General features: G+C 60.3%; 24 protein-coding genes and 1 pseudogene. 3 read left to right on the plus strand and 22 right to left on the minus strand.

Annotated elements, in window-relative coordinates; translation table 11 throughout:
• Positions 1-117: 117 nt before the first annotated feature.
• The 14 genes and pseudogenes from J7E36_RS15895 to J7E36_RS15960 form a co-directional block, all read right to left on the minus strand.
• Positions 118-624, minus strand: coding sequence for a phage major tail tube protein (locus J7E36_RS15895; RefSeq protein ID WP_215004512.1), 507 nt, complete (start codon positions 622-624; stop codon positions 118-120).
• Positions 624-1,790 carry a phage tail protein gene (locus J7E36_RS15900; RefSeq protein WP_215004514.1) on the minus strand — a complete coding sequence of 389 codons (1,167 nt, stop codon included), beginning with the start codon at positions 1,788-1,790 and terminating at the stop codon, positions 624-626. The genes J7E36_RS15895 and J7E36_RS15900 overlap by 1 nt, the downstream gene beginning before the upstream one ends.
• 2 nt (positions 1,791-1,792) lie before the next feature.
• Complete coding sequence (locus J7E36_RS15905) at positions 1,793-2,002, minus strand: hypothetical protein (RefSeq protein WP_215004516.1); 210 nt, start codon at positions 2,000-2,002, stop codon at positions 1,793-1,795.
• 96 nt (positions 2,003-2,098) lie between these two features.
• Positions 2,099-2,527 (minus strand): phage tail assembly chaperone, encoded by a 429-nt coding sequence (locus tag J7E36_RS15910; protein ID WP_215004519.1) that lies wholly within the window; start codon positions 2,525-2,527, stop codon positions 2,099-2,101.
• An 8-nt stretch (positions 2,528-2,535) separates the two neighbouring features.
• Positions 2,536-4,491, minus strand: coding sequence for a phage tail protein (locus J7E36_RS15915; RefSeq protein WP_215004522.1), 1,956 nt, complete (start codon positions 4,489-4,491; stop codon positions 2,536-2,538).
• The gene (locus J7E36_RS15920) at positions 4,492-5,127 is read right to left on the minus strand and encodes a phage tail protein I (protein WP_215004524.1); all 636 of its coding nucleotides are present in this window, start codon (positions 5,125-5,127) and stop codon (positions 4,492-4,494) included.
• Positions 5,124-6,119: a baseplate J/gp47 family protein gene (locus J7E36_RS15925; RefSeq protein WP_215004526.1), complete on the minus strand. Its 996-nt coding sequence runs from the start codon at positions 6,117-6,119 to the stop codon at positions 5,124-5,126. Before J7E36_RS15925 ends, J7E36_RS15920 begins: the two co-directional genes overlap by 4 nt.
• Positions 6,116-6,448: a phage baseplate protein gene (locus tag J7E36_RS15930; protein WP_215004528.1), complete on the minus strand. Its 333-nt coding sequence runs from the start codon at positions 6,446-6,448 to the stop codon at positions 6,116-6,118. The genes J7E36_RS15925 and J7E36_RS15930 overlap by 4 nt, the downstream gene beginning before the upstream one ends.
• Positions 6,449-6,458: 10 nt before the next feature.
• Positions 6,459-7,070, minus strand: a complete 612-nt coding sequence (locus tag J7E36_RS15935; protein ID WP_215004530.1) for a phage baseplate assembly protein V — start codon at positions 7,068-7,070, stop codon at positions 6,459-6,461.
• 3 nt (positions 7,071-7,073) lie between these two features.
• Positions 7,074-7,592 (minus strand): hypothetical protein, encoded by a 519-nt coding sequence (locus J7E36_RS15940; RefSeq protein ID WP_215004532.1) that lies wholly within the window; start codon positions 7,590-7,592, stop codon positions 7,074-7,076.
• Between the two features lie 61 nt (positions 7,593-7,653).
• Positions 7,654-8,004, minus strand: coding sequence for a phage holin family protein (locus J7E36_RS15945; RefSeq protein WP_215004534.1), 351 nt, complete (start codon positions 8,002-8,004; stop codon positions 7,654-7,656).
• Between the two features lie 108 nt (positions 8,005-8,112).
• Complete coding sequence (locus tag J7E36_RS15950; protein ID WP_215004536.1) at positions 8,113-8,760, minus strand: hypothetical protein; 648 nt, start codon at positions 8,758-8,760, stop codon at positions 8,113-8,115.
• Positions 8,747-8,957 (minus strand): annotated as a pseudogene (locus J7E36_RS15955) (Com family DNA-binding transcriptional regulator). Before J7E36_RS15955 ends, J7E36_RS15950 begins: the two are co-directional and overlap by 14 nt.
• A gap of 466 nt (positions 8,958-9,423) precedes the next feature.
• Positions 9,424-10,158: a LexA family transcriptional regulator gene (locus tag J7E36_RS15960; protein WP_215004587.1), complete on the minus strand. Its 735-nt coding sequence runs from the start codon at positions 10,156-10,158 to the stop codon at positions 9,424-9,426.
• A 321-nt stretch (positions 10,159-10,479) separates the two neighbouring features.
• On the opposite strand from J7E36_RS15960, the gene mutS reads away from it, so the two are divergent.
• Both mutS and fdxA read left to right on the plus strand, forming a co-directional pair.
• Positions 10,480-13,047, plus strand: a complete 2,568-nt coding sequence (gene mutS / locus J7E36_RS15965) for a DNA mismatch repair protein MutS (RefSeq protein ID WP_215004589.1) — start codon at positions 10,480-10,482, stop codon at positions 13,045-13,047.
• Between the two features lie 144 nt (positions 13,048-13,191).
• On the plus strand, positions 13,192-13,515 hold the full coding sequence (gene fdxA, locus J7E36_RS15970) for a ferredoxin FdxA (RefSeq protein WP_215004540.1): 324 nt from the start codon (positions 13,192-13,194) through the stop codon (positions 13,513-13,515).
• 639 nt (positions 13,516-14,154) lie between these two features.
• Here the strand turns inward: fdxA and rpoS are convergent.
• The 8 genes from rpoS to J7E36_RS16010 form a co-directional block, all read right to left on the minus strand.
• Positions 14,155-15,162 carry an RNA polymerase sigma factor RpoS gene (rpoS, locus tag J7E36_RS15975; protein ID WP_215004542.1) on the minus strand — a complete coding sequence of 336 codons (1,008 nt, stop codon included), beginning with the start codon at positions 15,160-15,162 and terminating at the stop codon, positions 14,155-14,157.
• Positions 15,163-15,268: 106 nt separating this feature from the next.
• Positions 15,269-16,117 (minus strand): peptidoglycan DD-metalloendopeptidase family protein, encoded by an 849-nt coding sequence (locus J7E36_RS15980; protein WP_215004544.1) that lies wholly within the window; start codon positions 16,115-16,117, stop codon positions 15,269-15,271.
• Positions 16,118-16,328: 211 nt separating this feature from the next.
• Positions 16,329-16,964, minus strand: coding sequence for a protein-L-isoaspartate(D-aspartate) O-methyltransferase (locus J7E36_RS15985; protein WP_161796107.1), 636 nt, complete (start codon positions 16,962-16,964; stop codon positions 16,329-16,331).
• 38 nt (positions 16,965-17,002) lie between these two features.
• Positions 17,003-17,752, minus strand: coding sequence for a 5'/3'-nucleotidase SurE (gene surE / locus J7E36_RS15990; RefSeq protein WP_215004546.1), 750 nt, complete (start codon positions 17,750-17,752; stop codon positions 17,003-17,005).
• Complete coding sequence (truD, locus tag J7E36_RS15995) at positions 17,740-18,798, minus strand: tRNA pseudouridine(13) synthase TruD (protein ID WP_215004548.1); 1,059 nt, start codon at positions 18,796-18,798, stop codon at positions 17,740-17,742. The genes surE and truD overlap by 13 nt, the downstream gene beginning before the upstream one ends.
• The gene (gene ispF, locus J7E36_RS16000) at positions 18,795-19,268 is read right to left on the minus strand and encodes a 2-C-methyl-D-erythritol 2,4-cyclodiphosphate synthase (RefSeq protein ID WP_215004550.1); all 474 of its coding nucleotides are present in this window, start codon (positions 19,266-19,268) and stop codon (positions 18,795-18,797) included. Before ispF ends, truD begins: the two co-directional genes overlap by 4 nt.
• Positions 19,269-19,311: 43 nt before the next feature.
• Positions 19,312-20,157, minus strand: coding sequence for an S-formylglutathione hydrolase (gene fghA / locus J7E36_RS16005; protein ID WP_215004552.1), 846 nt, complete (start codon positions 20,155-20,157; stop codon positions 19,312-19,314).
• Positions 20,158-20,247: 90 nt separating this feature from the next.
• Positions 20,248-21,360 (minus strand): S-(hydroxymethyl)glutathione dehydrogenase/class III alcohol dehydrogenase, encoded by a 1,113-nt coding sequence (locus J7E36_RS16010; protein WP_024779034.1) that lies wholly within the window; start codon positions 21,358-21,360, stop codon positions 20,248-20,250.
• Positions 21,361-21,466: 106 nt separating this feature from the next.
• Here J7E36_RS16010 and J7E36_RS16015 point away from each other — a divergent pair, with 106 nt between their 5' ends.
• Positions 21,467-22,363, plus strand: coding sequence for a LysR substrate-binding domain-containing protein (locus J7E36_RS16015; protein WP_215004554.1), 897 nt, complete (start codon positions 21,467-21,469; stop codon positions 22,361-22,363).
• The last annotated feature ends 62 nt before the right edge of the window (positions 22,364-22,425 follow it).

Consider the following 22,425-nt stretch of genomic DNA (forward strand, 5'->3'; position numbering starts at 1 on the left):
CCCCTGTGGGAGCGAGCCTGCTCGCGAATGCGGTCGTATATTCAGCATCAAAATGTCTGATATACGACCGCATTCGCGAGCAGGCTCGCTCCCACAGGGACTGTGCTCGACTGAGGTTTAAGGCAACAACACCGCGCGGCGGGCATCGCCGAGGATGTCGACGCCGTTGAGCACGAACTTCTGGGTGCGCACGTCGATGTCGATCACCGGGACACCGTTTTCGAGACGGTTGTAGGTGCGGCAAGCCAGCTCAAGTGTCGTGGTGGGCTTGTCGCCCATCTTCAGCTTGGCCTCTGCCAGGGATTTGAGCTTGCCGCCGACGGTGTGGTAGGTGAACCAGGTGGTGCCATCCTGATCCTGGCCGGCTTCACGCACGTTCAGCAGAATGTCATCGCCCAGTTGCACACCCAGGGCGAGCATGATTTCAGGCCCGGCCCCTTGCAGTACGAGGGTAGCGTTCAGCACCTTGCCGCTCTTGGCCATTTCTTCGGCAATGAAGCGTCCACCGACCATCGCTTCCATGTCGAATTCGATCTTCGGCGGCGTGAACTCTTCCACGGTCGCCGACAACGGCAGGCCTTGCAGGGTGGCCGCGATGGCCTGTCTTACGCGGTTGGTAAACATTAGAGAACATCCTCCAGGAACTGCTCGATGATTTCATCGCGGGCATTGAGTTGATAAATCATGTGTTCGTTTGGCGCGTAGCGGCCGTAGTCGATGACCACGTACCAGGTGCCATTCTTGTACTTCTCGACGCTGTTCAGCTCCGGGTGCAGGTAAACGCTGCCGCCGGGGATGGTTTCGTCAGCGACCAGGGTTTGCAGCCAGTCGTTGATGCGCTTGACCTCCTGGTCCATGAACGACTTGGTCAGGTTCTTCGCCATGGCTTTCTGGCCGGCCTTGACCAGCTTGCGGCTGATGGCATCTTCGAGTCCGACGTAGCTGATGAACTTGCCAGTGATGGAGCGGTTACCCAGCAGCGAGAAGCCGCCGAGGACGGTGCGTGCGTAGTAGCTGACGCCATAGCGGTTGAGCAGATCGCCCTCGGTGGAGGCGTCGAGGATGTTGTATTCCACGGTGCGCGAAACGTCCTCGGCATAGGTCACCTGGTTGCCTGGGCTCTCCCATTGCTTGACCTTGGCGAGCGCGGCGATCGCCAGGCTCGACGGCGCCAGGAAAACGTTTTTCTTCGCGGCCTTGGAGTACACCGCCGGCATGTTGTGCACCACCAGGCAACGGTCGAAACCAAGTTCCGCACCGCCCAGTCCCTGGCTGTAGGTCACTTGATCAGCGACGGAGGCGTCCTTGCCGTCGAGCACCACGCGCGCCTTGATGCGCTTGCCGAACGAGGCAAACTCGCTCGCTACCGCCTTGCTGCCGGTGAAGCCCGGCGCGCCGATGATGGTCAGGTCTTCGGCAACACCGCTCAACGCGGCCAGGCCGAGCTTGCGGCCGGTCTGCGCTTCGATGCCACCGATGACGTTGTTCTGCGTGTCGGCCGGGGTCGCGCCCTCTTCGACGATAACCACGTAGACCGGCACCTTGACCACTTTGAGGATCTGGTAGACCGCCTGGAACAACGTGCCCGCCTCGACGCCAGTCGGGTCCAACTGGGCCTGGGTGGTGAAGCTGTTGATGCGGAACGGGGTGTTTTTCGGAATCAGCGGGTTGGCATTCGGCGCGGTGCCGACCAACCCGATGACGTTGTCCCCCAGGCCACCCATGGCCTCGGGAGATTCAGTGGCATTGACGGTAATGCCGTTGTGCTCGAAGTTCAAAACCTCAGCCATGGTTATTCAGCCTTCTTGGTGGCGGCCTTTTTGGCCGGGTTGGATGCGGAGGCCACGTCGGTAGCCTCGATTTTTTTCAGCGCCAGGCGACCGGCGCTGCGTAACGCACTGGCCTCCACGTCGAGCAGGTCGAGGTCCTGGCCGACGCTCGACCAGTGGCCACCCCCGGTGGGGAATGGCAGGAGTACGGTGTAGGTTTGGCGTGGTGCCATTTTTTGGATCTCCAGAGACGAAAAAGCCCCTGGGAAGGGGCTGTTGGTGTTGTCGGGATTTGATGGGAAAGAAAACGCCCCGTCGGTGCGGGGCGTTTATTGGGGTTGTTCAATCAGCCAATCCGGTACTTTCGGCCGATACTCAATCAGCGGAAACTCGTCCATCTCCGGCCAGTTTCGTAGAGCGCGGCGGTAGGCTTGCAGGTCCACGTATCGTTCGGAAGTTAGGGTCGTTACGATACCCTCCTCTAATTCATCGCGGTGACGTGAGACCAAACCATCGGACGCTAACAAAAGGTCATCGCGCCATCGCCGCTCGATGATTCTCAACGCTTCAAGCGAGGGCGTTAGCGGATCGCCAAGGATTGGATAACCATTATCGTCCGATATAATGCGGCGACCTTGCTCCTGGCCTTTGATCAGCGCCACATAATGCTCATCAGCGACCTCGACGATGCCCTCTGGAATAAATTCATGGAAAGCCGAGTTGTAAAAACCGCCGTCAACTGCACAGTAATAATTCATAACGCCCCTTAATTACCGATAGCTCGCCAAAAATGTTGGCAAGAACTAGAACTGCCGGAATGAGAGTAATTGAAACCACTTTTCGTATAAGTACCAACTTGCACCGGCCCCCCTCGCGTGGCGGGCGCCTGGGTTCCACTGTCGACGTAGGTCAGCTGAATATTCAGGCAGGCATTTGGGAACGTTTGTGGAAAGACAATCGATCCAATGGCACTCGGAGCCAAACCACCCGTAAGCCCCCACATTTCTATGACACCACCGGGTGACTTTGAAAAACCGGTAGTGGCGAAAGAGGCGGCGAAAAGTGGAGATGTGCGCAAGCATTCAAGGCTCGCGTGGGCCCGCCAGAGGACTCCATCCGACACTAGCAAAATATCGGAGCCGTTCGACATGGCATAAGGCGCAGGAACTGCCACATTGTTAATCGCCAGCGAGTCCCCAGCCTGCAGTCCCAAAAAAACTCCGCCTACAGCCGCAGAAGTCGTAATCAGGATTGAGGCGCCTTTCAGCACCGTGGTGGCCTTAGGCAACGTAAGCGTTCCCGGCGCCGACATTTCGATACGCGTACCAACATGGGCGCTAGTCAATGCGACGGAACCGCCAGCAATCGCCACGCTGCTGGCAAACCCGCCCTTCTCGCGCTGTACAAATTCAGTTGTCGCGAGCGACTTGGTGTTATCAAAAAAAGGTTGCGTGGTCCAGTTCGGCCCCGACATCACGGTGCTGTATCTGAGCGCCACCGTTCCGCTAATCAAGCGCCACTCACCAGACACTCTCGTAAACAGAGCCGAATCACCCTGCCCCAATACAACAGGAATGGTTATACCGCTTGCATTCGTCAGAAGGTCAGCGCCCGAAGCCAGCAAAGTCACGGCGCCGGCACCCGCACTTAGCACCATAATCACCGCACCGGCTACTACCTGCCCGGTAGGCGGCAGGGTGATGTTTGCTGCCGTCGCAGCCGCCACGCTGACGACGCCGCCCACACTTCCAACCCCCAGCACAGTACTAGCACCGACCGCATTGAAGTTGGACCATTCAACGCCCATCTTCTTGGCAAAAGCCGTGGTCTGAACGCGCGTACTGTTATCAAACTGGGCCGGCGTGGTAGCCGTAGGGTTGACCAGCGCTGGTGCATTGAGCGGTGCAAACCCCTGCGTCACATTCTGAAACGTCAGCGCCGTAGTGCCCAGCACAATCACGCCGTCGGTAATCAACTGCCAGATCGTATTGGCAAGCGTCCCGCCCTCCTCCACCGAAACAATCAGTCCCGAGGTGACCTCGACGCTCGCATCAGCATCCTTCGCCCGCGCCCATGCGCCATTCGCGGCGACATAGATGCCGTTGTCCTTCGCCAGGGTCTGGGATTTCACCAGCACCCGATCCCCGGAAACCACCGCAACACCATCGATCGCCTGAGCACCACTCAAGACAATGTTGGCCGTGGTCGCCACCCGCACCGACTGTTTGCGGTCGAGCTTGGCAAGCTCATCGGCCACGTAGCTGGCGACCCAGGCACGCGTCGCCTTGACCACCGTATCGTCAATGAGCAATGTCACCAGCTCGGCATTGCTGGTTTCGAAAATCGAACGGATATAGAACTCTTTCCCCGAGCCGGACGTTGCCAGTACCGGTTTGAAGGACTCCGGGTATTTGACAATCGCGTACAGGATCCCGGTGTCGGTCCAGATCCCGGCCTCTCGTACATACCAGCCGCCCACGTCAGGCGGGATGGTGACTTCGGCCAGCAACCAGCTCGGGTTGTTCTCGTCCTGGAACAATGCGTTGAGTGGCCCGCGCCACACCTCGCGCTTGAGCGCGGTGGCGGTTGCGGCCGGGTTGTAGACCGAGCCGCCTCCATCACCGACGGAAAGCTGCGAAAGCTTGATCGGTTTGCCCGCCGCCTTGCAGGCAGTTTCGTAGGCGATGCCTGCATCGGTGAGCAGGGTGTAATAGTCAGCCATTCAGGCCCCCTGAGGGTAAATAGTGGATGTTTCAACGCTATAGAGCCCGGCGGCCATGAAGACCGGTCCCGAGGCTTCAAGCCCTTCGATGACAATCGGATACACCGTGGTCAGTTCGCCGCAGAGCGTCACGGCGCCGATGACGTGACGGCCGAATGCACTCAAGCCGACCGAAACCGTCAAGGTGTCGCGCTCGCTTTTGGCATCGGCCAAGCGACGATCCAGACGGGCGTCGATCTCTTCGCTGTAAGGCTGTTCGGTAAACGCCCGGACGGAAAAACTGTAGGGCGGGCCGGGGGGCGTCTGCTCATACCAGGCGCGCACTTCGGGCATCAACTGCAAACCTTTGGCGGCATTTTCCAAGGCCTTCCGCGTCCCGGCCTGCCGTGCGGTAGGCCACGCGAGCTCCACCGTCAGGCGCTTTTCAAGCTCGGGCGCCTCGGTGCTCCATTCGCGGACCCCACGATCGGCCGCGAGATACGGTAAAAACGCCACCGGCGTGGCCGCCGGGTTCATCAGCTCGGGAAACGGTGGGTCGATGCGTTCAAGCAGCCGGGCGAAGCCCAGGTCAAGCGCCCTTTCCAGCGTTGAACTGTTGGCCGGCAACAGGCCTGGACGAGGTGTGCCATCACTCATAACGTATCCACCTCCACCTCGACGCCCGTGCAATACGGGGCTTGGAATGCCGTCGTCACAATGGGCGCGAGCGGTTCGAGGATTTCAAGCTGAACCGCCCCCGCGCTGTGCAGCGTGTAGTCGATCCAGCTCGGGTCGACTCGACCTTCCAGGCGATGACAGTCCTCGGCATACGCCTGCAACTGCTGCGCTGCGGCGAGCTGGGTCAAGCCCGAGTCCGGGCCGGCATTGATCTTCGCCACGACGCGGATTTTGTAGTTCTTGATTTGTGCGGCCTGCACGATGACCCGGTCGGTTTCCGGCCGCACATCGGGCCGGTCGAAATGCTGGCGAACACCATTGAGCAGCGACGCGGACGGCGTGCCATCGCCCTCTCGGGACAGCACCGTCACCGTGACTTCACCAGGCGCAGTCCGGCGTCCGTTGCCGTCCTTGACCTGCGCCGCGTAACCATCCGGGTTGAAGGTATAAGTGACTGTCACGACCCCCGCTGTAGCATTTTCCACCTTCACCACCGGTCGCTCACCCAAGGTAAAAATCTCTCTCCGATACTGCATTCGCGAACCCGCCGCCGGCGCATGGGGTGCCAGGTAGTAGCGCAGCCGTGCGTCATCGTCGCTCTCGTAGACCGGGGCAATTGGAGGGAACGCCGCCGGATCGCCCGGGTCGAGCAACTGGCGTTCAAGCCCCATGTCAGCGAGGCGCGCGTCAAGGTTGGTTCCCGTGGCCCACCACGCCAGCATCTGCTTGATGCGGGCGTTGTATTTTCGCTCGTGGGTCTGCAGCCGTATGCAGAAGGCCTCAAGGGCCAGTGTCAGCAGTTCGCTTTCGTTGTCGAGGCTGTCGACCAGCTTGGCCGCGCTCTCGGGAGAACGCGCGCCGACGTACTCGACCACGAAGGTCTTGAACTCCGCGAGCAGGTCCTCGAACGCGTCGACCGTGACGATGGCCGGTTCAGCCAACTGATTCTGGCCGGGTATCAACATGCTCATGTCACCACCTCGAACGTTTGTTTACGGTTTTTCCAGGTGCCGGCGAAGCGCAACAACAACCCGGCCCCCTGACGGCTGGCGACAATGACCTGAGGTTCGAAGTCGCTGATGCCGTTGTGCGGGTTGTAGAAGGCTTGGGCCGCGTGGCTCTGAGCGAGCATCAGCAGGTCGTCGCCGAGGTTCTGACCCAGCAACTGGGTCAACGCGCAGCCATATAAAGGACGCTTCTGTCGGGTGCCGAGCGGCGTGGTCAGCGCCCGGGTGGCGCGCTGCACGAACTGCAGCCAGTCGTCGACCGTCGCGCCGGTGTTGCGATCGATTCCAATCATGGGAAAACTCTTATGCGGTACTGATGACGCGGCCCTGGTGGTCAACCAACGGGCCGCTGAAGTGCACGCCGGACGCGTCGAGACGCAGGCCGACAGCGCCCTGTTGCAACGCAATGAAGTCAGGCGTCATCGTCAGCCGCGACGGGCCGATGCTGAGTTCAAGGGATTCACGAGCGCCGGCAAACGTCGCCGGGCCGTTCTTCCAGCGCAGGACATGGGCGCTGTGGTCGTAGCCGCTTTCCGTGCCGTCCTGATAGAGGCGACGCGTCAGCGAAGCCTGAGTCGAAACGGGCGGAAACTGACCACCGTTGAGGCCGAACAACGCCACCGACTGCCCACTGCTCTCACCGCCGCCGTGGTTCAGCAACAGGCACTGCTCGCCCACGGAGGGAATCCGCGACTCGCTCTGGGCGCCGGCGCTCGGATTGAAGAAGCGGATCGCCGGCGTCAGCAGGTCGCCGTGACTGACCTTGCAGGTGTTGCTGGCCGCGTCGACCTCCTGGCATACGCCAATCCGACAGAAGCTGTCGGCCCGCCGATGCAGGTCTTCGAGCTCGGTCTCCATCTCGGCCAGGCGCTCGATGATCGGCTCCAGGTGCAGACGTATAAACGCATCCAGCATGGGTCAGCCCTCGAGTGCGGTGTATTGAGCCGGATCGTCGATGTCCGAGACTTCCCAAGTGCGGGCAAACAGCGGGATACCGGTCGGACCCTCAAGCAAGGGTTGACCGAAATAGAGTGTCTGGACGAAAGAAACGGCCCAGGTGTTGTAGGTTTGTTCGTCGAAGACCCATGTCGAAGGTTGTGCGACGAGGGTCGTGGGTAAATCACACTGCGTCCCTGAAATACCCCAGCGCTGATCCGCGATGAAGTCCAGCAAGGCAGCGGCCAGATCGCAGGCTTCGAGGTCTGGGCGCCCTGGCAGCAGACACTGCAGGGACACAGACAAGGCATGGGAGTGGCGACCGTCGTTCGCCGGTATGCCTGAGGCATCGCCGTCAAGCGCGATCAACACCCAGGCGTCGGCGCCGACGGCGGCAAGGTCCTGGCGACTGCCGACCTTCAACTCAGGAAAAGTGGCGCGTAGCGCTTCGCCCATCGCCGTACAGAACTGCGATGGTTTGTGGATAGAAAGAGTGGGCATGGCGGGTTCCGTTGAATGCTTGCCGCTTGATTGCAGCGACAGATGTTTCCAAGGTGTGTTTCTAGGGTTGGTCCAAGTGGGAGTCGCGGTCAGTTGGACCCGCCACGCCAATCCGCTTGGCGACCCAACGCTCATAAAGACCAATGGCCACATCGGCACCGGCCATGGCCGTCAGGCAACCCAAAGCGCACGCACTCCAGATCGACATGCCAAAGGCATACAGCAGCATGATTGCCGAGACCCCGCAGATCACGCAGGCGCCGGAACGCAGGGCCAGGCGACGCAACAGCGACCAGCCGCGGGCGCCGTCCTTGTCGGCACGCCACATCTCGCCGGACACCCCGCCCACCAGGGCGAGCACGATGACCAGCCAGATCGGCATGTCCAGCAACGCTTGTTGCTCGTTTGTCATGTCGCGTCTCCTGGGGGGAAGAATTGGAGAGCTCAGGGCGCAATTGCAGACCCCGAGCCATTCAGATTGGATGTAAAGCTCAAGCCAGCACGCATTGCTCAGTCGCTATCAGCGAGTGATGAGCATGTCGACGCTGGTCGCGTCGCAAGAGTTGTGGGCTTTGCGGTCAATGACCAGATATAGCGAAGACGTTGGAGTGACCGCGACGTTGTTGAGCATGAAGGTGCTGCTGCCGCCATTTGCCAGGCTCCCGGACTGAAGCACGGTGTCACCCAGGTTGAGCGACCAGCCGATACCATCTCCGCATGCGTTGTGCAGATCATTGACACGTCCCAACACATTGATATTTCCGCTAACAGGACTCGCCCATCGGAAGATGCTCTGGCTATTGGTGCCGGGATGGGTCGCCACGTCGCCTTGCTTGAACACGAAGCTCGTGCCCGAACCGGTGAAAGTGAAGCTTTCGTTGGGGATGGAAATCCAGGCGCCTGTTACATCATCGCGCCAGCAGGTGGTTGGCTTGCCGCTGCATTGCCCAGCCTGAAACGTCGGAAACAATGTGTAGTTGGCCGAGACGTTTACCCCCGACTTGTTTTGCATGAAGGACCATGGCGAACCGGCAGGAGCCTGCTCGGTCATCAAATACATGTCCCTGGCCAGATTCCACGACAGCGCTGTGTCAGCCCAGGAATTCAGGGATACAAACGATGACAAAAACATGGCTGCTGCCAGCAAAAGCGGTTTAGATAGTTTCATTTCGTAACCTCGATGGATGTTGAGCATTGGTTTGCGGTGAATTCCGCATATCCTCGCTCGACGGCGATAACTCGAGGCTCAAGGGCCTTCCCATGATTCAACGTCCCACACCGGGAACATTTGATCTGGAGTTCGGTGTTCTCGCCCACGCGGGCCAGAAGTCGTTTGCAGTGACCGCATCTGAAATCCCTCAGCATTGAAAGCCCTCCATTGGCGGCGGTAATGTGTCTGAATGCACCTCACGGCGCAGGCATTTCAAAAAGCCCGGTTGCCCAGGCTTTTCAGTAATGCGCTTGATCTTTCGGCGCGACTGGCGCGGTACGGATCCATTCAAATTGTTTTTCCGACCGCGGCCCCTGCCCGCCGGATAACTGCTTCTGGTGCTTTACGCTGCACACCCGGGTCAGTTGCCAACCCTCTGAACCGTCAAGGCCGGTTCATCGCTGCCTGTTCTGCTGGAACTAAAGAGCGTTGTTGCCAGCCGCTTTGTCGAGCGGCTTGGACACAGAATATGCATGTATGCATATACAGTCAATGCACAAATGCATTTTTTTATGCATTAATTTTGCACGTGTGCATCAGGGCCCGCAAACACAGGAGCAGGGGATTTTTAAAGACGAAAAAAAACCCGCCGGTGGCGAGTTTTATCTGACAGCGCAGGGGTTAACGAGCGTACATGCCCCACCAGAAGACGTGGCCGAGGATGACGATCTGCTCCTCTTGCATGTCCTGGAAGGTGTAGTCCTCATCCGGGTGTTCGTCGCGATTGAAGCTGCGCAGGCGGATGCCGGTGGGCAACCGATACAGCTGTTTCACCCGCAGCTGGCCATTGTGATTGATGGCGTAGAGGTCGCCATCGACGATATCGCCAATCCCGCACCGGGCCACATTCACCCCGACCGTAGCGCCGTCGCGCAGCACCGGCACCATACTGTTGCCGCGTACTGTCACGCATTTGGCCTGGTCGAATTGCACGCCGTTATGGCGCAGGCTGCGTTTGCCAAAGCGCAGGCTTGAGCGCTCGCTCTCTTCGATGACGAATCTTCCTGATCCAGCAGCCAATTCAACCTCACGCAGAAAAGGGACCGACACCTCATCATCCTCGACGGGTGTTTCGTCGTCCCACAGGCTTATGTCCTTGAGCTCGGCATGCGACTCCTCGCGACGGCTGTTAACGGCAGGCGCAACGTCCGCGCGCCCGCGCAACTGGTCGGTGCTGACGGCGAAGTAGTCGGCGATCCTGGAGATGTGTTTATCCGAAGGATCGACGATCTTGCCGCTGAGAATCCGCGAGAGGGTGGACTGAGGCACGCCGGTACGCCGGTGAAGCTCCGTGGGGGAGATCCCGTGCTGGTCGAGCAATGCTCTTAATACGGTAGAAACGTTGCGTTTTTGCATAACGCGCATAGTGCTTGTTCTTTTGACAGAAGACAAATGCTGATTTGCATAAATGTGCATATTGATGAAGCTGTAACTCATGCCGAAGACGGCAGCAGGTCCAAGATCCATGCAAGCTGACACTCCGCTCTCGCGAGCAAGCTTTGCTCCCACAGGTTTTGCTCCTGCAAGCGCCGCTCCTCCGGGCTTTGTAGCTCACTCCGTCTGGGTTGTCCCGGACTGCCCATGTTAACCTTGCGCCCATCGCGGAAAAGCCGGGCCGCGGCCCTTCTTTTGCCCCACACCTTTCAACGAGCCTGCCTGACACCGATGAATACCGCCGTGAACGACCTGTCCTCCCATACGCCCATGATGCAGCAGTACTGGCGCTTGAAGAATCAGCACCCGGATCAGCTGATGTTCTACCGCATGGGCGACTTCTACGAGATCTTCTATGAGGATGCGAAGAAGGCCGCCAAGTTGCTGGACATCACCCTGACGGCGCGTGGGCAATCGGCGGGCATGGCGATTCCGATGTGTGGGATTCCTTACCACGCGGCGGAAGGTTACCTGGCGAAGCTGGTCAAGCTCGGCGAGTCGGTGGTGATTTGCGAGCAGGTCGGCGACCCGGCCACCAGCAAAGGCCCGGTGGAGCGCCAGGTGGTGCGCATCATCACGCCGGGCACGGTCAGCGATGAGGCGCTGCTGGATGAACGCCGCGACAACCTGATCGCCGCCGTGCTGGGGGATGAGCGGCTGTTCGGCCTGGCGGTGCTGGACATCACCAGCGGCAACTTCTCGGTGCTGGAAATCAAGGGCTGGGAAAACCTGCTGGCGGAGCTGGAGCGGGTCAACCCGGTGGAGTTGTTGATCCCGGATGACTGGCCCAAGGACCTGCCAGCGGAAAAACGCCGTGGCGTGCGTCGTCGGGCGCCATGGGATTTTGAGCGCGACTCGGCGCTGAAAAGTCTCTGCCAACAGTTTTCCACCCAGGACCTCAAGGGCTTCGGTTGCGAAAACCTGACCCTGGCCATTGGCGCCGCCGGTTGTCTGCTGGCCTACGCCAAGGAAACCCAGCGCACCGCCCTGCCCCACTTGCGCAGCCTGCGCCATGAACGCCTGGACGACACGGTGGTGCTGGACGGCGCGAGCCGTCGCAACCTGGAACTGGACACCAACCTGGCCGGCGGGCGCGACAATACCTTGCAGTCGGTGGTCGATCGTTGCCAGACCGCCATGGGCAGCCGGTTGCTGACACGCTGGCTGAACCGTCCGCTGCGGGACCTCACGGTATTGCTGGCGCGCCAATCGTCCATTACCTGCCTGCTGGATCGCTATCGCTTCGAGCAGCTGCAACCGCAGCTCAAGGAAATCGGCGACATCGAGCGGATCCTCGCGCGAATCGGCCTGCGCAACGCCCGGCCCCGGGACTTGGCCCGCCTGCGCGATGCCCTCAGCGCACTGCCGGAACTTCAGGTGGCAATGACCGACCTCGATGCGCCGCATCTGCAACAACTGGCGCGCACCACCAGCACCTACCCGGACCTGGCTGCGCTGCTGGAAAAAGCCATTATCGATAACCCGCCGGCGGTGATCCGTGACGGCGGCGTGTTGAAAACCGGCTACGACGCTGAACTCGACGAGTTGCAATCGCTGAGCGAGAACGCCGGTCAGTTCCTGATCGACCTCGAAGCCCGGGAAAAAGCCCGTACAGGGCTGGCCAATCTCAAGGTCGGCTACAACCGCATCCACGGTTATTTCATCGAATTGCCGAGCAAGCAGGCCGAGCAGGCCCCGGCCGATTACATCCGTCGCCAGACGCTGAAGGGCGCCGAGCGATTCATCACCCCGGAACTCAAGGCGTTCGAAGACAAGGCGCTGTCGGCCAAGAGCCGAGCCCTGGCCCGGGAAAAGATGCTCTACGAGGCACTGCTCGAAGACCTGATCAGCCAGTTGCCGCCGCTCCAGGACACCGCTGGGGCCCTGGCGGAACTGGACGTGCTGAGCAACCTGGCCGAGCGCGCGCTGAACCTGGACCTCAACTGCCCACGGTTCGTCAGCGAACCCTGCATGCGCATCAGCCAAGGCCGTCACCCAGTGGTCGAGCAGGTGCTGACCACGCCGTTCGTGGCCAACGACCTGAGCCTGGACGACAACACCCGCATGCTGGTGATCACCGGTCCGAACATGGGCGGTAAATCCACCTACATGCGCCAGACGGCATTGATCGTGCTGCTGGCCCACATTGGCAGTTTCGTGCCGGCGGCGAGTTGCGAACTGTCCCTGGTGGACCGGATCTTCACCCGGATCGGCTCCAGCGATGACCTGGCGGGCGGGCGTTCGACGTTCATGGTGGAAATGAGCGAAACCGCGAACATCCTGCACAACGCCACCGAGCGCAGCCTGGTGCTGATGGACGAAGTCGGCCGCGGCACCAGCACCTTCGACGGCCTGTCCCTGGCCTGGGCAGCGGCTGAACGCCTGGCCCACCTGCGGGCCTATACGCTGTTCGCCACTCACTACTTCGAACTCACCGTGCTGCCGGAAAGCCAGCCGCTGGTCGCCAACGTCCACCTCAACGCCACCGAGCACAACGAGCGCATCGTGTTCCTGCACCACGTGCTGCCCGGCCCGGCCAGTCAGAGCTACGGCCTGGCGGTCGCGCAACTGGCCGGCGTCCCGAGCGAAGTGATCACCCGGGCCCGCGAGCACCTGAGCCGGCTGGAAACCACCAGCCTGCCCCATGAGGTGCCCCGCCCCACCAAAGGCAAACCGGCCGTGCCACAGCAAAGCGACTTGTTCGCCAGCCTGCCCCATCCGGTGCTCGACGAACTGGCCAAGCTCGATCTCGACGACCTGACCCCACGCCGGGCGCTGGATTTACTCTACACATTGAAGTCACGGATCTAACGCACAGGCTTTCAAGCTGTTAGAATCTCGCGCGGTTTGGGATGCTGCGGGTTATTAGCCTGGCCTGCAGACTATCGCTCCCGAACCTGGCGACCCCAACCGTGAAGAGGGATCCGCTGCCGCCGCCTGAGGAGAGAACTAGAAATGACCTTCGTCGTCACCGACAACTGCATCAAGTGCAAATACACCGATTGCGTAGAAGTCTGTCCGGTGGACTGCTTCTACGAAGGCCCGAATTTCCTGGTCATTCACCCGGACGAGTGCATCGACTGCGCCCTGTGTGAACCGGAATGCCCGGCGAACGCGATTTTCTCGGAAGACGAAGTGCCAGCCGGCCAGGAGAACTTCATCGAGCTGAACGCCGAACTGGCGGATATCTGGCCGAACATCACCGAGAAGAAAGACCCGCTGCCAGATGCTGAAGAGTGGGATGGCAAGCCTGGCAAGATCGCCGACCTCGAGCGCTGATCGCCCTGCTTACTGCATAAAGGCCCCTTGCGGGCTTTTTTGCTTTTGGGTTGCCGGATCGAACGCAGAGCGTCCGTAGAGGCATGCCCCCGCAGAGCATGGGCACGATTCGCAGGCAAAAAAAGGGGCGGTTTGACCCGCCCACATTTTTTCCCTAATCCCTTTAATCCTTTTCATCGTCCTGATGAATCGCGTCCTGCGATGTCCTTCCATTCCCATCGTCCTTGACGGGTGTGTCTGTCCGTCGACACAGGACTGATATTAGTGGTTTCCCAGCCGCGTGCAATTGAGCCGGACGTCGTCGGGGTGCGTTGTCACGGGTCGGTCACAAAATAAAACTGCTTGAAAATCAGTTAATTACGGTTTTCTTACGCGCCTCATAAACATCTATCCTTCCAGAGGAAAAACCGAACGCTTACGCAATAGTAGGCAAAGGCTTACAAGCTGAGCCGGAAAAAGGAGCAGGTTGGATCCGACCACAGTGAATGAACAAGCCATTGTGAACGTCTCGCTTGTCAGCCAAGCAACAAACCTGTGGGAGCAAACCTACAGGGTTTCATTGCCATCTTGCTTTCACCGGTTCCACCCACGAAATGAAGAAGGGCGCCGATTGGCGCCCTTCTTCATTGTGATGAACCACTATTGAAACAATGACTCACTCGATAAGCCATTCTTCTCCAGGATCTCCCGGAGGCGCTTGAGACCTTCCACCTGGATCTGCCGGACCCGCTCGCGGGTCAAGCCGATTTCCAGGCCGACGTCCTCAAGGGTGCTGCTTTCATGGCCACGCAAGCCGAAGCGGCGGATCACCACTTCCCGTTGCTTGTCCGTCAGCTCGGAGAGCCACTGGTCGATGCTCTGGGACAGGTCATCATCCTGGAGCAGTTCGCAAGGGTCGGTGGGTCGATCATCGGTGAGCGTATCCAGCAGGGTTTTATCCGAGTCCGGCCCCAGGGAAACGTCCACCGAGGACACCCGTTCGTTGAGCCCCAACATGCGCTTGACCTCACCAACCGGTTTTTCCAGCAGGTTGGCGATCTCTTCGGGTGAGGGCTCGTGGTCGAGTTTTTGCGTCAACTCACGGGCGGCCCGCAGGTAGACGTTCAGCTCCTTGACCACATGAATCGGCAACCGGATGGTCCGGGTCTGATTCATGATTGCCCGTTCGATGGTCTGGCGGATCCACCAGGTTGCGTAGGTCGAGAAACGAAAGCCCCGCTCGGGGTCGAACTTCTCGACCGCTCGAATAAGGCCCAGGTTGCCCTCCTCGATCAGGTCCAGCAGGGAAAGCCCGCGATTGACGTAGCGCCGGGCGATTTTCACCACCAGGCGCAGGTTGCTTTCAATCATGCGTTTTCGACCGGCCGGGTCGCCACTTTGCGACAGACGCGCAAAATGAACCTCTTCCTCGGGGGAGAGCAGCGGCGAGAAACCGATTTCGTTGAGGTACAGCTGAGTGGCGTCCAGCGCCCGGGTGTAATCGATGTACTTATGTTGTTTAAGCGAAGCGGAGTGTTTGGATTTGGCACGAACGGAAGGTGCAGTGACCCCTTCATCATTCGACATCGAATCCATAGCGATGCCGGTCTCCATCAGGAGAACCTCATCGTCGATGTCAAACTCCGGCACTTCTTTACTGAGAGCCATTGTTATAGTCCTTTGGTGAGTTCGACCTCAAGCTCAAGCGACGCCTTTATCCTTGGCAACGCTGGAGCCTGTTCCCTCTACGTGACGGAACAGGCTGACGAGCAAATCAACGACGCGGCAGGAATTGCAGCGGATCTACAGGCTTACCCTGTCGGCGAATCTCAAAATGCAGCTTCACCCGATCTGTACCCGTGGACCCCATTTCGGCAATTGTCTGTCCGACCTTGACCTGCTGCCCCTCCCGAACCAACAGCCTGCGGTTATGACCGTAGGCACTGACGTAGGTATCGCTGTGTTTGATGATGACGAGTTCGCCGTAGCCCCTTAACCCACTCCCGGCGTACACAACCGTGCCATCAGACGCAGCTAAAACAGGCTGTCCCAAATCCCCGGCGATATCAATTCCTTTATTCAAACTACCGTTTGAAGAGAATTTCCCAATGAGAACGCCATTAGAAGGCCATCCCCAGCCGGTCGGGGCGGGGCCTGCGGGAGGCATCGGCGCGGGGGCAGATTTACTCGCGACGGACGGTGAATTGGCCGTTTCGGCGCCCGCCGGCCGACGGATGACCGTGGTTTTACTCGACGATGAAGGTGTTGAGCCGGACTGGGTGACCACGGCGGTCGGCGTTGAACCGCTGCGGCCATCGAAGCGAATCGTCTGACCGGGGTGAATCGTATAAGGCGCAGGAATGTTGTTGCGCGCCGCGAGGGCTTTGTAGTCCCAGCCATAGCGAAAAGCGATGGAAAACAGCGTATCGCCGCGACGGACTACGTATTGGCCGGTGGTTACAGTAGGACGCTGGGGCGCGGCATTGTTATTGCGATCGACCACCCGCACGTTACCCGACGGTGTGCTGGAACAACCGACCAGTAAAGTGCTCAAGACAAGGCCAGTCACCAGGCGCTGAAAGCTCGTGATACCCATACGCTGCGCAATGACTGTGAGACTCACCCGCCGCTCCCTTTGTGGTGGCTGAAAAATTGAAGACTGCATGACTTGGCAGCACTCGTATAAATATAGCTGGCCCCAATCACGCTTCTATTAATGAAGCGCGAAGCGCCGGCGCACACGTTTGCCAGGCGCCGATGGACGCCGTTCAACCAAGCGGTGCCGCTGTAAGACACAGCCGCTGCCGAGGAATTCAGCGCCTGTTTATAAATGCTCAGGCCAGTGGCCCATTGAGTAACGGCACGAACCGCACCGCGCCGAGCACGTGGCGGGAGAAACCGTGTTCTTCGCGCACGATCAGCATCAGTTGCTGGACTTCGCCCGCGCCCACCGGAATGACCAACCGCCCACCGGGAGCGAGCTGATCCAGCAAGGCCTGGGGCACGTCGGTGGCTACGGCGGTCACGATGATGCCGTTATAAGGCGCCAGGGCCGGCCAGCCTTCCCAGCCATCGCCCCAACGAAACACCACGTTGCGCAGGTTCAGTTCGACCAGGCGTTCCTTGGCGCGGTCCTGCAAGACCTTGATTCGCTCGACGGAGAACACTCGCTCCACCAGCTGCGACAACACCGCCGTCTGGTAACCCGAGCCGGTACCGATCTCCAACACTTTGTCCAGCGGCCCCGCCTCCAGCAGCAGCTCGCTCATGCGGGCCACCATATAAGGCTGGGAGATGGTCTGGTTGTGGCCGATCGGCAGCGCCGTGTCTTCATAGGCGCGATGAGCCAGGGCTTCATCGACGAACAAATGCCGTGGGGTGCGACGGATCACTTCCAGTACCTGGGCATTGGACAGGCCCTCTTCATAGAGGCGCTGGATCAGTCGTTCACGGGTGCGTTGGGACGTCATGCCTATCCCGCGACGCAACATATCATCTTGCTCGCGCATCAACGCAGCCCCTCCAGCCAGCCATCGAGGCTTCGAAAGGCATCGTTGAAGGTGCGGTCGAGCTGCAATGGCGTGATCGAGACATAACCTTGCATCACCGCATGGAAATCGGTGCCCGGCCCACCGTCCTCGGCGTCACCGGCGGCGGCGATCCAGTAGCCGGCCTTGCCTCGTGGATCGACCACGTGCATCGGCTTGGCCGCGCGGGCCCGATGGCCCAGGCGTGTGAGCTGGATGCCACGGATGTGGTCGAGCGGCAGATTGGGAATATTCACGTTCAGCACGGTACGCGCAGGCAGATCCAGATCGCCGTGGGCTTCGACCAACTTGCGGGCGAAGTAGGCGGCGGTCGGCAAGTTATCGACCTGCCGGGAAACAAACGAAAAGGCAAACGACGTGTTTCCCAGGAAACGGCCTTCCAGGGCGGCGGCGACGGTGCCGGAATACAGCACGTCGTCGCCCAGGTTGGCGCCCAGGTTGATGCCCGACACCACCATGTCCGGCTCGCGCTCCAGCAAGCCGTTGAGGCCCAGGTGCACGCAGTCGGTCGGAGTGCCGTTGAGGCTGATGAAACCGTTTTCCAGATAGCAGGGATGCAACGGACGGTCGAGCGTCAGCGAGCTGCTGGCGCCGCTTTTGTCCTGGTCCGGGGCGATCACCACGCACTCGGCAAAATCCGCCAGCGCAGCATAAAGCGCGGCAAGACCGGGTGCTGTCACCCCGTCGTCGTTAGATATCAGAATACGCATGGGCTGTCCGTCTGCCCTACCGGCACCAGATCGACGAGTTCGCGCACCAAGACAGTGGCGAAGCATCCGGCCGGCAGGACGAATTCCAGTTGCAGAATGTCAGGCGAGGGATAATGCCACGACAGCCCGCCAATGGGCAGTCGCAGGATGCGACGTTCGTGACTCATTCGCGCGTTTATCAACCAATCGCGCAAATCCGCTTCACGCTCGGCGATAGCCTGTTCCAGGTCGTGGGTCGCGCCTAACGTCGGTGAAGGGCCTTCGCCCCACTGCGGCCCGGTCGGGTGCAGGTCGAGGATCGCCAGGCGTGGATCGCTGCATTCGGCTTCACCGGCCGGAAAAAAGCTGCGGCTGTCGGTGAACGCCAGCAGGTCGCCGACCTGGGCTTGTTGCCAGGTGCCGTCAGCCACCCGTGCCGCCAGCACCTGGTTGAACAGGAAACTGCGGGCCGTGGACAACAACCGGGAACGCACGTTGCGCTGCTCCGGCAACGCCTTGCGTGCCGCCCAGGCGCGGGCATCGACGACGTTGCCACCGTCATGGCCAAAGCGCTGGGCGCCGAAATAGTTGGGGATGCCTTGGCGGATGATCTGTTGCAGGCGCGCGTCGATGGCCGCCGGGTCGCCCTTGAACTGGGTCAGGCGCAGGGTGAAGCCATTGGCCGAGTGCGCCCCGCGCTGCAACTTGCGCTTATGGCGCCCGGTCTTGAGGATTTTCAGCGTGTCGTTTTCCGCCGCCGACAGGTCCGGATCGGCCTTGCCCGGCAATTGGACGCTGAACCACTGGCGGGTCAGGGCCTGACGGTCCTTGAGCCCGGCATAGCTGACGGTGCGCAACGGCACGCCGGCGGCCTTGGCAATGCGCCGGGCCGCCTCTTCGGTGTTCAAGCCGCGTTTTTCCACCCAGATCCACAAATGCTCGCCATCGCCGGTCAACGGGATGTCGAGCACTTCATCGACCTGGAAATCTTCAGCGGTGGCCTTGAGTACCGCGCTGCCGAGTGGTTCGCCGTAGGCACGCGGCCCCAACAGTTCCAGTTCGGTCATGAGCGCAGCAACAAGGCGACGCAATGGACGGCAATGCCTTCTTCGCGCCCAACGAAACCGAGCTTTTCGGTGGTGGTGGCTTTCACGTTCACTTGGTCCAGCTCAACTTGCAGATCCTCGGCAATCAACTGGCGCATCGACTCGATGTGCGGGGCCATTTTCGGCGCCTGGGCGACGATGGTGCTATCGACATTGCCGACTTTCCAGCCCTTGGCGTGGATCAGCGAGACCACGTGGCGCAGCAGCATACGGCTGTCGGCGCCCTTGAAGCGGGGGTCGGTGTCGGGAAAGTGCCTGCCGATGTCACCCAGGGCCGCCGCGCCGAGCAATGCATCGCTCAAGGCGTGCAGCAGGACATCACCGTCGGAATGCGCGAGCAACCCGAAGCCGTGTGCAATCCGCACGCCGCCCAGGGTGATGAAGTCGCCTTCAGCGAAACGGTGAACATCGTAGCCGTGGCCAATACGCATAAAAAAACGCCCTGATTTCTGTCAGGGCGTGATTCTACCTGCATTAGACGTTTAGAGCGCGCGCATGATGAGCCAAGTGGTCATCAATAAAACTGGCGATGAAGAAGTAGCTGTGGTCGTAGCCCGGTTGCAGGCGCAACTCCAGCGGATGAGCCGCGGCCTTGGCGGCCTGTTGCAAGGCTTCGGGCTTGAGCTGGTTGGCGAGGAAATCATCGCGATCGCCCTGATCCACCAGCAATGGCAGCTTCTCGTGCGCTTCGGCGATCAAGGCGCAGGCATCCCATTCGCGCCATTTCGATCGGTCTTCCCCCAGATATCGGGAGAAGGCCTTCTGGCCCCACGGGCAATCCATCGGGTTGTTGATCGGCGAAAAGGCCGACACCGAGCGGTAACGCCCCGGGTTGCGCAAGGCACAGATCAACGCGCCATGGCCGCCCATGGAATGACCACTGATGCCGCGTTTATCCGAAGCCGGGAAATGCGCTTCGATGAGCGTCGGCAATTCCTGCACCACGTAGTCATGCATCCGATAGTGCCGCGCCCAGGGATCCTGCGTGGCATTCAGATAAAAGCCTGCGCCCAGGCCAAAGTCCCAGGCGCCGTCCGGATCGCCCGGCACGTCGGCGCCACGGGGACTGGTGTCGGGGGCAACAATGATCAGCCCCAGCTCGGCGGCCATGCGTTGGGCGCCGGCCTTGTGCATGAAGTTTTCATCGGTGCAGGTCAGTCCGGACAACCAGTACAACACCGGCAACTTTGCGCCCTGCTCGGCTTGCGGCGGCAGGTACACGGCAAACACCATGTCACAGCCGAGCACGTCGGAACGGTGCCGATAGCGCTTGTGCCAGCCGCCGAAGCTCTTCTGGCAGGAGATATTTTCGAGGTTCATGCTTCACCTCAGCTTCAAGCTTCAAGCTTCAAGCTGCAAGTGGGCGGTGAACCGACTTGCAACTTGTGGCTTGAAACTTGCCGCTGCTCCTTAGAAATGAATGACGGTGCGGATGCTCTTGCCTTCGTGCATCAGGTCGAACGCCTTGTTGATATCTTCCAGGCCCATGGTGTGGGTAATGAAGGTATCCAATGGAATTTCGCCCTTCTCGGCCATCTCCACGTAGCTCGGCAGCTCGCTGCGACCGCGCACGCCGCCAAAGGCCGAGCCGCGCCAGACGCGACCGGTCACCAGTTGGAATGGACGGGTGGCAATTTCCTGCCCTGCCCCGGCCACGCCGATGATCACCGACTCACCCCAGCCCTTGTGGCAGCATTCCAGTGCGGCACGCATCAGTTGGACATTGCCGATGCACTCGAAGGAAAAGTCCACGCCGCCATCGGTCATGTCGACGATCACTTCCTGGATCGGACGATCGAAATCCTTCGGGTTGACGCAATCGGTGGCGCCCAGCTGTTTGGCGATTTCGAACTTGGCCGGGTTGATGTCGATGGCGATGATGCGCGACGCCTTGGCTTTCACCGCACCGATCACTGCCGACAGGCCGATCCCACCCAGACCGAAGATCGCCACGGTGTCACCCGGCTTGACCTTGGCCGTGTTGATCACCGCGCCGATCCCCGTGGTGACGCCACACCCCAGCAGGCAGACTTTTTCCAGCGGGGCTTCTTTAGGGATTTTCGCCACGGATATTTCCGGCAGCACGGTGTACTCGGAGAACGTCGAGGTGCCCATGTAGTGGAAAATGGTTTCGCCCTTGTAGGAAAAACGCGAAGTGCCGTCCGGCATCAGGCCTTTGCCCTGGGTCGCGCGAATCGCCTGGCAGAGATTGGTCTTGCCCGACTTGCAGAATTTGCACTGGCCGCACTCCGGCGTATACAGCGGGATCACATGATCACCCACTGCCACCGACGTCACGCCTTCGCCGATGGCTTCGACGATGGCTCCGCCTTCATGACCGAGGATCGACGGGAAGATCCCTTCCGGGTCGGCGCCCGATAACGTGTAGGCATCCGTGTGGCAGACACCGGAAGCCACCACGCGCAACAGCACTTCGCCCGCCTTGGGCATGGCGACGTCGACTTCAACGATTTCCAGGGGTTTCTTGGCCTCGAAGGCAACGGCGGCGCGCGACTTGATCATCGGGTTTCTCCAGCAAATAAAAACAGACCGGGAGTGTAATCCGTCGCCGGACGATGAATAATCCAGCCAAAAGCAAAACATTATTGCCGCACAGGGATAATCACTGATGTCCGATAACCGCTGGGAAGGGATCGACGAATTCGTCGCCGTGGCCGAGTGCAGTCAATTCACCGCAGCAGCGGAAAGACTTGGGGTCTCGTCTTCCCACATCAGTCGACAAATCGTACGGCTTGAAGAGCGTCTTCAGACGCGGTTGCTCTATCGCAGTACCCGCCGGGTTACCCTCACCGAAGCCGGCCAGACGTTCCTGCAGCATTGCCAACGTTTGCAGGACGGCCGTGAAGAAGCCCTGCGGGCGGTGGGTGACCTGACCAGCGAACCCAAGGGCATGCTGCGCATGACCTGTGCCGTGGCTTATGGCGAACGCTTTATCGTGCCATTGGTGACGCGGTTCATGAGTCTCTATCCACAATTGCGCGTGGACATTGAACTGAGCAACCGCCCCCTGGACCTGGTTCATGAGGGACTCGACCTGGCGATCCGCCTGGGCAGACTGCAGGATTCACGCCTGGTCGCCACCCGCCTCGCGCCGCGGCGCATGTACTTGTGCGCGTCGCCGTCCTACGTGGAACGCTACGGTCGGCCCCATAGCCTGTCGGAACTGAGCCGCCACAACTGCCTGGTGGGCAGTTCCGACATCTGGCAATTGGAGCAGAACGGGCGGGAGTTTTCCCAGCGAGTGCAAGGAAACTGGCGCTGCAACAGTGGGCAGGCGGTATTGGACGCTGCCTTGCAAGGCATGGGCTTGTGTCAGCTACCGGATTATTACGTGTTGGAACACCTGCACAGCGGTGCCTTGATCTCACTGTTGCAAGCCCATCAACCACCGAACACCGCCGTGTGGGCGTTGTACCCGCAACAGCGACACCTGTCGCCGAAGGTGCGCAAACTGGTGGAGTTTCTCAAGGACGGGCTGGCCGAGCGGCCGGAGTATCGAGCGTAGAAGTCGCCTATTCACCATCAAAACATGTGGGAGCGAGCCTGCTCGCGATGGCGTCCGAATAA

The organism is Pseudomonas fluorescens, from assembly GCF_018614775.1.
GTDB classification, from domain to species: Bacteria; Pseudomonadota; Gammaproteobacteria; order Pseudomonadales; family Pseudomonadaceae; genus Aquipseudomonas; species Aquipseudomonas fluorescens_BY.

Coding starts and splice junctions, on each gene's coding strand:
- J7E36_RS15925 (WP_215004526.1), bottom strand. CDS start 6,119: ATGAGCATGTTGATACCCGGCCAGAATCAGTTGGCTGAACCGGCCATC.
- J7E36_RS16015 (WP_215004554.1), top strand. CDS start 21,467: ATGTCCGATAACCGCTGGGAAGGGATCGACGAATTCGTCGCCGTGGCC.
- fghA (WP_215004552.1), bottom strand. CDS start 20,157: ATGAACCTCGAAAATATCTCCTGCCAGAAGAGCTTCGGCGGCTGGCAC.
- J7E36_RS15985 (WP_161796107.1), bottom strand. CDS start 16,964: ATGACGTCCCAACGCACCCGTGAACGACTGATCCAGCGCCTCTATGAA.
- rpoS (WP_215004542.1), bottom strand. CDS start 15,162: ATGGCTCTCAGTAAAGAAGTGCCGGAGTTTGACATCGACGATGAGGTT.
- J7E36_RS15910 (WP_215004519.1), bottom strand. CDS start 2,527: ATGAATTATTACTGTGCAGTTGACGGCGGTTTTTACAACTCGGCTTTC.
- J7E36_RS15915 (WP_215004522.1), bottom strand. CDS start 4,491: ATGGCTGACTATTACACCCTGCTCACCGATGCAGGCATCGCCTACGAA.
- J7E36_RS15940 (WP_215004532.1), bottom strand. CDS start 7,592: ATGCCCACTCTTTCTATCCACAAACCATCGCAGTTCTGTACGGCGATG.
- J7E36_RS15960 (WP_215004587.1), bottom strand. CDS start 10,158: ATGCAAAAACGCAACGTTTCTACCGTATTAAGAGCATTGCTCGACCAG.
- surE (WP_215004546.1), bottom strand. CDS start 17,752: ATGCGTATTCTGATATCTAACGACGACGGGGTGACAGCACCCGGTCTT.
- J7E36_RS15905 (WP_215004516.1), bottom strand. CDS start 2,002: ATGGCACCACGCCAAACCTACACCGTACTCCTGCCATTCCCCACCGGG.
- J7E36_RS15930 (WP_215004528.1), bottom strand. CDS start 6,448: ATGATTGGAATCGATCGCAACACCGGCGCGACGGTCGACGACTGGCTG.
- J7E36_RS15950 (WP_215004536.1), bottom strand. CDS start 8,760: ATGAAACTATCTAAACCGCTTTTGCTGGCAGCAGCCATGTTTTTGTCA.
- J7E36_RS15900 (WP_215004514.1), bottom strand. CDS start 1,790: ATGGCTGAGGTTTTGAACTTCGAGCACAACGGCATTACCGTCAATGCC.
- J7E36_RS16010 (WP_024779034.1), bottom strand. CDS start 21,360: ATGATCAAGTCGCGCGCCGCCGTTGCCTTCGAGGCCAAGAAACCCCTG.
- ispF (WP_215004550.1), bottom strand. CDS start 19,268: ATGCGTATTGGCCACGGCTACGATGTTCACCGTTTCGCTGAAGGCGAC.
- J7E36_RS15945 (WP_215004534.1), bottom strand. CDS start 8,004: ATGACAAACGAGCAACAAGCGTTGCTGGACATGCCGATCTGGCTGGTC.
- J7E36_RS15935 (WP_215004530.1), bottom strand. CDS start 7,070: ATGCTGGATGCGTTTATACGTCTGCACCTGGAGCCGATCATCGAGCGC.
- J7E36_RS15895 (WP_215004512.1), bottom strand. CDS start 624: ATGTTTACCAACCGCGTAAGACAGGCCATCGCGGCCACCCTGCAAGGC.
- J7E36_RS15920 (WP_215004524.1), bottom strand. CDS start 5,127: ATGAGTGATGGCACACCTCGTCCAGGCCTGTTGCCGGCCAACAGTTCA.
- truD (WP_215004548.1), bottom strand. CDS start 18,798: ATGACCGAACTGGAACTGTTGGGGCCGCGTGCCTACGGCGAACCACTC.
- fdxA (WP_215004540.1), top strand. CDS start 13,192: ATGACCTTCGTCGTCACCGACAACTGCATCAAGTGCAAATACACCGAT.